General features: G+C 56.8%; 8 protein-coding genes and 1 pseudogene. 4 read left to right on the forward strand and 5 right to left on the reverse strand.

Annotation, left to right across the window (positions count from 1 at the left end):
* Positions 1–80: 80 nt before the first annotated feature.
* Entirely contained in the window at positions 81–965 is an 885-nt protein-coding gene (locus ACWPW1_RS14905; protein WP_454253322.1) for a LysR substrate-binding domain-containing protein, read from the forward strand.
* A 231-nt stretch (positions 966–1,196) separates the two neighbouring features.
* On the forward strand, positions 1,197–3,188 hold the full coding sequence (locus ACWPW1_RS14910; RefSeq protein ID WP_454253323.1) for a putative bifunctional diguanylate cyclase/phosphodiesterase: 1,992 nt from the start codon (positions 1,197–1,199) through the stop codon (positions 3,186–3,188).
* A 1,041-nt stretch (positions 3,189–4,229) separates the two neighbouring features.
* Here ACWPW1_RS14910 and ACWPW1_RS14915 read toward each other — a convergent pair.
* From ACWPW1_RS14915 to kynB, 4 genes are all read right to left on the reverse strand, one after another.
* The gene (locus ACWPW1_RS14915; protein ID WP_454253324.1) at positions 4,230–5,645 is read right to left on the reverse strand and encodes an amino acid permease; all 1,416 of its coding nucleotides are present in this window, start codon (positions 5,643–5,645) and stop codon (positions 4,230–4,232) included.
* A gap of 253 nt (positions 5,646–5,898) precedes the next feature.
* Positions 5,899–6,753, reverse strand: a complete 855-nt coding sequence (kynA, locus tag ACWPW1_RS14920; RefSeq protein WP_454253325.1) for a tryptophan 2,3-dioxygenase — start codon at positions 6,751–6,753, stop codon at positions 5,899–5,901.
* Between the two features lie 10 nt (positions 6,754–6,763).
* Positions 6,764–8,014, reverse strand: a complete 1,251-nt coding sequence (gene kynU / locus ACWPW1_RS14925) for a kynureninase (RefSeq protein WP_454253326.1) — start codon at positions 8,012–8,014, stop codon at positions 6,764–6,766.
* Positions 8,015–8,018: 4 nt separating this feature from the next.
* Positions 8,019–8,660 carry an arylformamidase gene (gene kynB / locus ACWPW1_RS14930; RefSeq protein ID WP_454253327.1) on the reverse strand — a complete coding sequence of 214 codons (642 nt, stop codon included), beginning with the start codon at positions 8,658–8,660 and terminating at the stop codon, positions 8,019–8,021.
* 139 nt (positions 8,661–8,799) lie between these two features.
* Here kynB and ACWPW1_RS14935 point away from each other — a divergent pair, with 139 nt between their 5' ends.
* The gene (locus ACWPW1_RS14935) at positions 8,800–9,279 is read left to right on the forward strand and encodes an Lrp/AsnC family transcriptional regulator (RefSeq protein ID WP_454253328.1); all 480 of its coding nucleotides are present in this window, start codon (positions 8,800–8,802) and stop codon (positions 9,277–9,279) included.
* Positions 9,280–10,065: 786 nt separating this feature from the next.
* Here the strand turns inward: ACWPW1_RS14935 and ACWPW1_RS14940 are convergent.
* Positions 10,066–10,677 (reverse strand): LysE family translocator, encoded by a 612-nt coding sequence (locus tag ACWPW1_RS14940; protein ID WP_454253329.1) that lies wholly within the window; start codon positions 10,675–10,677, stop codon positions 10,066–10,068.
* A gap of 188 nt (positions 10,678–10,865) precedes the next feature.
* Here ACWPW1_RS14940 and ACWPW1_RS14945 point away from each other — a divergent pair.
* Positions 10,866–11,306 (forward strand): annotated as a pseudogene (locus ACWPW1_RS14945) (helicase-related protein); the annotation flags it as partial.
* Positions 11,307–11,416 lie beyond the last annotated feature (110 nt).

Raw genomic sequence — 11,416 nt, forward strand, 5'->3', positions numbered from 1 at the left:
GACGAGCATTAGCCTGTCATGAGAGAATTGTTTCGAATATTAGATTGTTTCGGACATACATCCTGAAAAGCAGGACGATCATGCGACCAACAACTTTCGATCTCGAGGCCTTGCGCAGCTTTGTTACCGGTATGGAATCAGGCAGCTTCGCCAAGGCATCGATCCAACTGGCGCGGTCCACCTCGGCTGTTAGTGCGCAGCTGAAAAAGCTCGAAACCCAGGCTGGCTCTCCCCTCTTCAAAAGGGCAGGTCGTAAGCTGGCACTGACTGAGACGGGAGAGGCCCTGCTCAGCTATTCGCGCAGATTGCTCAGCCTGAACGACGAGGCAGTCGCCGCGATCGCCGATCTCAAGCTGAAGGGCTGGGTGCGGCTAGGCCTGCAGGAAGATCTAGGAGACTTCTTGCCGATGGTGCTTGGCCGCTTCGTACGTGCTCATCCGGACGTACGGGTGGAGGCCTGCATAGCGCGCAATGCCGATCTCTTGAGCCGTATGGACAACGGCTCGCTAGACCTGGCCATTGCCTGGGCTGGAACAGGTTGCTCTGGCTACCATGAAACGGTGGCAGAGCTCCCTATGCGCTGGATCGGCTCGTCCAATCACCCGTTGTCATGGAAACCAGATGGTCAGCTGTCATTACCGATCATTGCTTTCGAAGTGTCCTGTCCATTCTTCGCTAAGGCTGTCGAAGCCTTGGATCGCGTTGGCCTGCCATGGCATCAGTCGTTCACGAGCTCTAGCCTCAGCGGTCTCGTAGCCGCTACCGAGGCAGGGCTGGGTTACAGCATTCGTACTAGCCTGGGCATGCAGCGAGGCACCGAGCTATTACCTGTAGGCGCCAGAGGTCTGCCACCGCTCCCCTCGATTGCCTTGACGCTGCACCGCCGCAGTCACGTTTCCGAGCCACTTATCGAGCGACTGTCAGCCATATTGCTGCAGGCCATTCGTGGCAAATTAGCCGAGTAATAAAACAAGCCAAGTAAAATCAAAGAGGTGCAATGCCTGGGACGAGGCCCTTTCCCTCCAACGAAAACCGGTGATTCCACTCGTCAAAAGCCGCCAGGCTCTCCAACTCAACCGCCGGTCATTCCGGGTGAATCCTGATGCGGCTGGCAGGTCACTAAGTGCCATTATATTGATACTACAACGTCAGTCGTCAGACGTTGATATCCACCCTGTCAGCAGTCTGGGCCCCCTATGAAAACCTCTCCAGAGCTTGGTCGGCTTGTCGATCAGACGCTTGCCGTGCCCGTGGGGCCCTTTTCCTTCGCGCCGGTGCTGGAGCGCCTGTTTCATCAGGACATCCATGAACAGCGCAGCCGCCATCTCACCCGCTGCCTCCTCATCGGGACCTTGAGCTACAACAGCTTCCTGCTCTGGTGGTGGCTGCTGATGGAAGATGCCCTGCCGTGGGCAGCCGGCCAGATGCTGGGAATAGCCACCCCCTTCACGCTGCTGGTCATCTGCCTGCTGCGGGTGGCCCCCATTCGTTGGCGCGAAGCCCTGGCCCTGCTGCCGTTCTACGTCGGCCTGCTGGTGGTCTACAACCTGGTGATCAACGGCCCGGCCGGCAAGGAAATGAACCAGACGCTGTTCATTTTCACCTGGCCGCTGATGCTCACCTTCGTCAACACCTGCATGAAGAGCGCTCTGCCGCCTGCCCTTGCGTTCAACGGCTTCGCGCTAACAGTCATCTGCATCGCCGTTCACGAGGCCCCCGTGTCGACCATCGTGGGCGGTTTGATGATCACTAATGCCGTCGTGATGGCGTTCTTTTCCCTCCTGGCCAGTTACTGGCTCAATGTCGAGGGTCGTCGCACCTATCTGTACAAGTTGCGCGAAGAAGTCCGCCTGGCTTCCTTGAATTCGGCCAACCAAGACCTGCAGATCCTCTCGGAAACGGACTCGCTCACTGGCCTCGCCAATCGCCGTCAGCTGCGTCCGCTGCTCGAAGCCTTCTGGCAATCGCGCCTGGCAGGTGAGCAAGGCGCCGTGCTCCTGATCGATGTGGATCATTTCAAGCGCTACAACGATCACTATGGTCACCTCGCCGGCGACGAATGCCTACGCACCGTGGCTACCACCCTGGCAGTCGGCCTGGGCACTGGCGACCTGGTTGGCCGGTACGGTGGCGAAGAGTTTGTCGTCATCCTCAGGCACGTCGGTCCGGCCCAGGCACTCGCTGCGGCGGAAACCATCCTGCAGCGCATTCGTGACCTGCAGATTCCGCATCAGGGGCGTCAGGACGACAAGACCTATGTCACCGTCAGCATAGGCATCGCGCGCAGCGGCATCGTCGGCTTGAGTACTGCGGACGATCTGCTGGATTGCGCGGATCGAGCCCTCTACCGCGCCAAACGCGATGGCCGTGATCGGGTGTTCGAAGGTGGGGTCGAGGCCGTCCTGGGTGCGCCTCTGGAGCATGCGGATCTGCTCACGCCGGACGATGTCCGCAAGGGACTCGCCAGTAATGAATTCCTGTTGCACTACCAACCCATCTACCGCGTTCAGCCGCAGCAGGTGATCGGCTACGAGGCGCTGCTGCGCTGGAAGCACCCTACCCTCGGCATGGTATCGCCGGACATCTTCATTCCGCTGGCCGAACAGGGCAACTTCATCATCGCCCTGGGCGAATGGGTGGTGAAGGAGGCCTGCCTGGCAGCCAGCCAGTGGCCGCCTCACCTGAGCGTCTCCATCAATCTTTCACCGTTGCAGTTTGCCGACCCCATGCTGCACGAACGGGTATCCGCGGCGCTCAGGCTCTCCCGTCTCGCCCCCAGTCGGCTGGTCCTGGAAGTCACCGAAGGCGTGGAACTGGTCATCGATACCAAGACCCGCCAATCCTTTGCCCTCCTCCAGCTGCTGGGCATCCGCATGGCCCTGGATGATTTCGGCAGTGGCTATGCCGGGCTGGGCCCCATCCTGGAGCTACCCTTCCAGCTGATCAAGCTTGATCGCCGGATCCTGGCCATCCAGGACGAGGAGCAACGCGGGCAGGTCCTGACCTCGTTGCTGTTATTGGGCAAGGCGATGAAGCTGGAAGTACTTTGCGAAGGCGTGGAAAACGCGGCGCAGCTGGCGCTGCTGCAACAGTTGGGCGTTCGGCTCGCACAGGGCTACCTGCTCGGCAGACCCGAGGCAGATCCCGTTTCCCAGGAAAGATTGCCCCTGGAAATCGAGAATTACTAAGGCACTTGCCTTTCGTTCTAGGCACGTCCCGAAAGCGCTCAGATAGGGCCCGGCTAGAGGCCGGCTAGCCCGTCTAGCACCGCCGTGCAGATAGCGGTACCATAGGTCAGTACGCCCAGCGGTACCCCAACCGCTGCGCCCAGGATCAAGGCGCACCCCAAGACGGCCAAGAGCGGTACCCCGAACACCCGCTGTCCCAGAAAAGAGCCAGAGCCGTTGTCCTCGAGCACGTCGCTCCTGGAGGTATTCGAAGGACTCCCGGTGTCGGCCTTGGCGCGTGAGGATTGAATGCCCTGGCCACGCGAGGGGGTGGCCCTGCCTTCCATCTCGATGAGGCCGGCGATGTCGGCGAGAGTGCCGCTGTTGCGGGTGATCTGCTCATGAGCAGCGCGGAGCGAATCGGGCTTGGCTGTGCGGCCTGCGCCGCGAGGAGGTCTTCGTGAGGCAGTCATACGGATGGAGAATGGCCGAGATAAGACGAGAGTGGCAGAAAGCTTATTAACATTACCTGTATAGCTAGCTAATTGCCATTACCTCTCCAAGACGGGACGCCCAAGCGCCCAAACTGGAGCCATCCAGTTTCATCAGGCGCGATAGGCGCCCTCTTCTTCTGAAGGCCTATTGCCTTTCAGTTGCCCCGCCCTTCTGCGTTCCTTAGGTGCCATACCAAACACGCGTTTGACACACCCTACCTTCATCCGTGGCGAAGCGACCGGCAGCCATCTCCAGGCTATCTATGTTTCTACCGAGCCCAGCCTGTCGCAACCTGCTGCCTGCGCCCTCCACGCTATCGACGCCTGCATCCGGGGGCGTCACCAAGGTTCTGCCGGGGCGCCGTCATTGTTGAAAAGCCGAGTTTTGCACTGCGCTCAATTGATACATCTAGATACATCCGAGTGAAAGCCCTCTAGAAATCCAGTTACGTTGTCTTGGGCGCTACTGGCGAACACAGGTAATACCGCCAACAGCCCTACAGCAGTAACACAGCTACGAAAAGGCATGATTTCGCTCCTTGAAATATTTATCTTGAACAAGGTTTCGTTAAGATTCCTGGGGACTCAGCCTGGGTGTTTCTTGAGTTACGACGAAGGGTTTTCGAAGTCTGTAAACGCCCCACAGAAGCAGTATCCAGACCGGCATTATGAATACCGAAACGCGCACCCCGGGAATCATGAGCATGATCACGATGATCGCTCCCAGGAATGCCAGACAAAGGACATTACCGAGGGGATACCAGAGTGCTTTGAAAAACAGTGTTTCTCCAGCCGACTGCTTTGCCAACCGGAAACGCCAATGCGTCAAAGTAATCATTACCCAGTTGATCAGCAAGGCGGCAACGGCCAATGCCATCATTAGTTCGAAGGCACGGCCGGGCAACAGGTAATTTATAATCAGGCACAGCCCAGTAATGGCGGCAGACGCCTGTACCGCTCGGACCGGTACACCGCGACGATTCACCCTCAGAAACACCTTGGGCGCGCTTCCCTGCTCGGCCATGCCATACAGCATACGACTCATGCAGTACGCGCCACTGTTATATACCGATAAGGCGGCGGTCAGAATCACGAAATTAAGCACATTGGCAGCCGTGTCGCTGCCGATCAGCGAAAATATCTTGACGAACGGACTGGCACCATAAGCATCTTGCGACGCCGTTAGGCTGACCAGCAACTGGTCCCACGGATACAGGGACAAGAGCAGTGTCAAGGAGCCAATGTAGAAGAGCAGGATGCGCCACACGACCTGGTTTACTGCCTTGGGAATTACACGCCTGGGATCATCGGATTCCGCCGCCGTCAGGCCAATCATTTCCATCCCGCCAAAAGCAAACAGGATGAACACCATGGCCATCAGCATTCCGGCCAATCCATGAGGAAAGAAGCCGCCATGCGACCAGAGATTGCTGATTGAGGCCTGGGGCCCACCGGTACCGCTTGCCAGCAGATAGCTGGCAAGAATAATCATGCCGATGATCGCGCCTACCTTGATGATCGAGAGCCAGAACTCGCTTTCACCAAAGACTTTGACGTGTATCAGATTGATGGCGTTCACCAGCAGGAAGAACACGCCAGCACTGACCCAGATAGGAATTTCCGGCCACCAGAACTGTACATACTTGCCCACGGCGGTAAGCTCGGCCATACAAACCAGCGCATACATCGCCCAATAATTCCATCCTGACAAGAACCCGGCGAAGCGTCCCCAATAACGCGCAGCAAAATACCCGAAGGAGCCGGCTACTGGCTCTTGCACCACCATTTCCCCTAGTTGCCGCATAATCAGCAAGGCGATAAATCCGGCAATCCCATAGCCGAGGATCATTGCCGGCCCAGCACTTTTCAAGACACCTGCAGATCCAAGGAAAAGCCCGGTACCAATTGCACCGCCCAAGGCGATCAGTTGGATATGCCGACTACTAAGGCCGCGCTGGAGGCCTAGGTGCTGCTCTTTGTTCATGGTTTTATCCTCAACAAAGTGCGCTCGCAGGCAGAGGTCAACGCTCGCCAGCGAAACGCATTCGCTACGATGCACAGTTAGAAACTGTTCACTTAATTTTTTGGCAGCTAATGAAAAAAATAGCTATGAGGAGGGTATTGGTGTTGGCATGGCATACTCTTTTTTATTATTTTAGATAGTTTATTCTAGCGTACCGCGTCGGAGAGTTTTGGCACGGCGACCAAGGCCGCCGGCCAAACCATCGCTGTTCGAGTTAAAGGGTGGAACGCAAACCCCACAATTCAGGGAAAAGCTCGGTATCCAACATCTTGCGTAGATAGCCCACCCCTTCCGTACCGCCCGAACCACTTTTGAACCCGATAATGCGCTCAACCGTGGTCACGTGGCGGAAGCGCCACTGGCGGAAGGAGTCCTCCAGGTCAATGAGCTTCTCAGCAAGCTGATACAAGTCCCAGTAGGCCTGTGGCCTCTGGTAAACCATTTTCCAAGCGGCCTCGACCGACTCGTCATATGTCGTGGCAGTCCGCGCGACCGTCTCTAACCGCGCAGGATTGATAGGTAATCCTGCGTTAGCGAGTAGCCGAATGGACTCGTCATACAACGAGGGCTCGGACAACGTTTTATTGAGTTGTTCGAGCAGGTCGGGACGGTGTGCATGAGGTTGCAAGAGCGGCACGCTCTTGTTGCCAAGCAAGAATTCAATTTCGCGGTATTGAAATGACTGAAAGCCAGACGACTGACCTAATGACGGGCGGAATGCCACATATTCACTAGGCGTCATCGTCGCCAACACCGCCCAGGCATGCACCATCTGGTCAAAGATCCGGGATACCCGGGTCAGCATCTTGAACGCTGGCGGCAGGTCGTTGTGCATGATCTGTTCACGTGCCGCACGTAGCTCGTGCAGCATCAATTTCATCCACAACTCCGAGGTCTGATGCTGAATGATGAATAACAGCTCGTTATGATCACTGGACAGCGGATGCTGCGCAGTGAGCAGTTGCTTGAGACCTAGATAGTCACCATAGGTCATGTCGTTAGTGAAATCTAACTTCGCGTCATGCCATTGCTGAGTAGTATTAGCATGCGAAAACGGACACTGGCTCATGCGTCGCTCCTCAGGTCACCGAGTTTCGGATCTGATACTGCGGCTCGCGCCACGTTTGATCGTCAAGCACTTCCACAAGCGCTTGAACCGCCGCCGCTACGTCCTGGTATGAGGTATAGAGGGGAGTAAAGCCAAAACGCATTATCCGAGGCTCGCGGTAATCACCGATCACCCCCTTGTCAATCAGCGCCTGAACTACCGCGTACCCTTCCGGATGCTCGAAGCTCACGTGACTACCCCGCTGGGCATGTTCACGGGGCGTGATCAAGGTCAGCGGATGATCCTTGCAGCGTTCTTCCACCAACTGGATAAACAGGTCTGTCAGCGCTAGCGACTTTCGGCGCAGCGACTCCATATCCGTCTTGGCGAAAATATCCAGGCCGCACTCCACCAACGCCAATGACAACAATGGCTGGGTGCCGCACAGATAGCGGCTGATTCCGGCTGCGGGTTCGTAATACGGCTCCATGGCGAATTGCCGCGCATGGCCCCACCATCCGGATAATGGCTGCCATACCTGATCGCATAACGCTGGAGATACCCAGACAAACGCAGGCGAACCTGGACCTCCGTTCAAATACTTGTACGTACAGCCAATTGCATAGTCGGCTTTGGCCGCGGTTACATCAACGGGAACGGCACCTGCCGAATGAGCCAAATCCCAGAGCGCCAAGGCGCCATGACGATGAATTAGCTCAGTGGTCGCTGTCATGTCATACATATGGCCGCTCTTGTAGTTGACGTGCGTAAGCAATACCAGGGCTACGTCATCGCTGAGCTTTCCTTGCAACTCCTCGGGACGTTCGATCAGTTGCAGTTCATATCCCTGCTGCAAAAGATCGGTGAGGCCTTCGATGACATAGAGGTCAGCCGGAAAATTGTGGAGTTCGGAAACGATGACCTTGCGCTTTGGTGAGCGCTGGGCCTGTATTCGCAAACCCGCTGCTACGATCTTGAATAGATTCACGGTGGTGGTGTCGGTAATCACCACTTCATCTCGTCCCGCACCAATCAACTGAGCCAGCTTGTCACCCAGGCGAGTAGAAAGACTACCCCAATGCGCCGTGTTCCAACTGCGGATCAGGCCTTCGCCCCACTCTTTCTCGATCATCTGGGCAGCTCTCGCCAACGAGGCCTTTGGACGTGCCCCCAATGAGTTGCCGTCGAGATAAACGACGCCTTCTGGCAAGACGAACTCGTGGCGTAGCGAGGCCAGTGGATCCGCCAGATCCATTTCTTTCAACTGTTGGTCTATAGACATCTGGTCATCCTTTCAAAGGTCGCAATATGGCGCGCACGGGACTGGCATCTAGATGAGTGAAACGCAGTGGCAAGGCGATCAACTCGTAGTCACCCTCTGGCACCCTATCGAGGACGACACCTTCTAAAATCGCCATATCGGCACGCTTTACCGCACGATGCGCGTCTAGTGTTTTGGAGTCTTGAGGGTCAAGAGACGGTGTATCCACACCGATAAGGCGAACGCCTTTCGCAGCCAACAGCTCGATAGTTGAAGGCGCTATTGCCGTGAAAGCGTCATCCCAGTGATCAAGGGGCGCCTGAGCATAGGTTCGTAGCAGTACACGCTCTGGAGAGTCGTCGAGCTTATCTTCGATATCACCGGGCTTGACCAGGGCGTCGTCGTTCAAACAGTGAATGACTCTGCAGGGCCCCATATAGAAGTGCAGCGAAACCTCACCAATCGCTAATCCATCGGGACTGTAGTGCAGGGGGGCATCGACATGTGCGCCGGTGTGCGGCGACATCGTGATACGACCTACATTGACCGGACAGTGGGAACCATAGGTCCACACGCGCTCCTCATGCAAGGGCGTGTCGCCAGGCCAGGTCGGAGTTTGCATATTCAAAGGTGGACTGATGTCCCACCAGGATTGCTGACGTTTCATTGTTGTATTACTCCCGCTCAGCTCAAATCGAATTTTATCGACGACTCAGCAGAATTTTCTTGCCAATCGCGTTCCAATACCGCCATCCATGCGTGGATAATTCGAAGAACGACTTGAAAAGCGAAGGATCCTGCACCTCATGAAAATGGATAGCACTGACCTAAGAATCCTTTCCTGTCTCATGCAGGACGGACGCATCAGTAACCAGCAGTTGGCGGAACGAGTTTCTCTATCCCCTTCGGCATGCCTGCGTCGGCTACGAGGTCTTGAAACCGAGGGGATAATCGCGGGCTATGGCGTACGCCTTGACGCGGCCAAGCTGGGCATCGAGGTCCAGGCCATGGTCAACGTCAATGTGCGGCAAGACGTTGACGGTTGGCACGCGCGCTTCATCAGTGCCATGCAACAGTGGCCCGAGGTGGTCGAAGCGTTCATCGTCACGGGGGCAAGCAATTACCTATTGCGCGTGAGAGCCCGCAATCTGGCGCATTACACTGACTTCATCGTCAATCGTTTACATGCGACGTCAGGCGTAACGGACATCCGCTCAGACATCATCCTGCAGAGCCTTAAAGCCAAGGACAATCTTTTGGAGCTGATACACCCTACGCACCTCTAGCAGGAATCAGCGCCTTTCAGCCTCCTGGCAAGGTTGGCTAAGCGGACGGCCGCCTTTTGCTCCCCCGTAGATCAGGAACACTGCATGCCCAACGCCATAGTCGCCAGCGATGCTCTCGGCATGGCGCTCTCCAGCAGAAGTGTCGCCCCGCATTCGAATCAGGAAGGCTCGCGGCAGCAGCTCCTGTTTCGTCCGAGCCACCGGCGTTAGCGTGCAGGCTATTACCGAGCAGCTCTGGGTCGCCCAGGTGGCATCTACAAGCCTCCGGCGCGCCGGCTGACGCGTAAACCACATCGCCTACCTGGGTGGGCACTCGGTGTATCAGGTCAAGCGGGGAACCAGGCCCAATGCCCAGTGCGTTATCGCAACGCCGAGCGGCTCGGCAAGCGGTCCGCCTGGGATGACACCATGGTGGTGTACTGAGAAGGCGACAGCGGCGGGGTACTGCAAGCATGACCAGACCTCCCTGGCTCAAACGCCTGCTGGATGCCACCGCCTGACCATTGGCATGCCCTTCGTCTGGCGCTCGGCGAAACAGTGCGACTGGAAGCTACCGTCGACCGGCAACAGGCGTTGAATCAGGAGGTTGGTCCGATCAAATGGCGTTAACTAGGCAACCGCTTAACGGATGACAATAGCCCTTCTTTGGAGAGGCCATTGTCATCCAGGTGTCAACCGTGACAAGCGACTTCCCACAAGTACAGATCAGGTTGAAGCACAGCCATGATCACGCCCTATGCAGGTAGCCATATGGCATTCAGCTACCCTGCTACAGCGTCGGATCAGTCAGCGAGCAATAGCCATCCAACCAGCGCAGCCAGTCATCACGCATGCGGATGTCCTGTTCAGCCGCTTCATAGCAGCCTTCGACTGAATAGCGCGCTTGATCCTTGCGGCTGTGATTAAGTAGGCCCCCTGGATGGCCAGATCGATACCTATACCAATCGCCCCAATGATTGCGACTTCCGACCAAGACAGTGCGGTGAGGTCGAAAGCATGCGGTAGAACAGCACCAAAAAATACGACTGCTTTCGGGTTGCTTAATGTCAAAACGGCACCGGACAGTAAACCGCGGTTAGCTGAGCGCGCGGACACCTCTTTCGATTGCTCTGGATTCTTAGTCCAAAGTTTCCATGCAATGAAAAGGATAAAGGCTACGCCTAGCCACTTGATCGCGATGAACAGCTGCTCGAACTGCAAGGCAAGTGCAGACAGGCCTAAGGTTGCAACCATTAGCCAGACGGCGTTACCGAGAACCATGCCACCGATAAAGGGCACAGTGGACCGAGCTCCACGTGAGACGACCTGTCCTAATAAGGCCCCCTGTGCTGGTCCAGGTATCGCGGCTGCAACGGCAAAAGGAATGATGAAAAACCAGATGGATGAGGTGGTGATCAAAATCTCGGCTCCAAGATCCTTATAAGAGGTACCGTATCTATACACGGTGCTTGTCGAAGCCTGCAACGGCTTCGCACTCGCATTAATCTATCGGTAACGCAGCGACGCGCCTGTCGAACTGCTGTGCTTTGTATATGAGGTGGCGGCTCGTAACATCACGCTTCCCGTTGCAGCAGCGATCACCACGCAACGTGCTGCTGGCCTGGCCGGACTATTGTTTCCGGTCGGAAGTGCTGAAACACACTCGGACTCGAGACACCTAGGCCAGGGTCGATGCGATCTTCGACGAAGACCAGGCCAGCCCCAAGGAGGAGGCGCTGGGCCGCAAGGTGCTGGCCTACACCGTTTACAGCGGTACCCGGGACACGACCAGCCGGCTCAAGCGACTGTTGGAGCAGGCCGGTCTGAAGGTAGCGGTATTGCGTGCCTCGGTGGACACGGCTCGGCGCAAGGATTGGATCCTCGACCAGGTCGACCGCGGCGTCGACGTGCTGATCACCAACCCGGAGCTGGTGAAGACCGGACTGGATCTGCTGGACTTCCCGACCATCGTCTTCCTGCAGACGGGCTACAACGTCTACACCCTGCAGCAGGCAGCGCGCCGGTCGTGGCGCATCGGTCAGAAGCAGGCCAGGCAGCGAGCGTAGGGGGCAGGCCACCCGGTTTCAGCTAGTAGGTACGAAACTCGTAGAGGCCGCCATAGGCGCGAGGATCGATAGCCGGCAGAAAGTCGAAATCA

Source organism: Pseudomonas sp. Marseille-Q7302, from assembly GCF_965111925.1.

Bases quoted from the DNA above. Each gene is read 5' to 3' on its own strand.
- ACWPW1_RS14905 (WP_454253322.1), top strand. From the start codon at position 81: ATGCGACCAACAACTTTCGATCTCGAGGCCTTGCGCAGCTTTGTTACC.
- ACWPW1_RS14910 (WP_454253323.1), top strand. From the start codon at position 1,197: ATGAAAACCTCTCCAGAGCTTGGTCGGCTTGTCGATCAGACGCTTGCC.
- ACWPW1_RS14915 (WP_454253324.1), bottom strand. From the start codon at position 5,645: ATGAACAAAGAGCAGCACCTAGGCCTCCAGCGCGGCCTTAGTAGTCGG.
- kynA (WP_454253325.1), bottom strand. From the start codon at position 6,753: ATGAGCCAGTGTCCGTTTTCGCATGCTAATACTACTCAGCAATGGCAT.
- kynU (WP_454253326.1), bottom strand. From the start codon at position 8,014: ATGTCTATAGACCAACAGTTGAAAGAAATGGATCTGGCGGATCCACTG.
- kynB (WP_454253327.1), bottom strand. From the start codon at position 8,660: ATGAAACGTCAGCAATCCTGGTGGGACATCAGTCCACCTTTGAATATG.
- ACWPW1_RS14935 (WP_454253328.1), top strand. From the start codon at position 8,800: ATGAAAATGGATAGCACTGACCTAAGAATCCTTTCCTGTCTCATGCAG.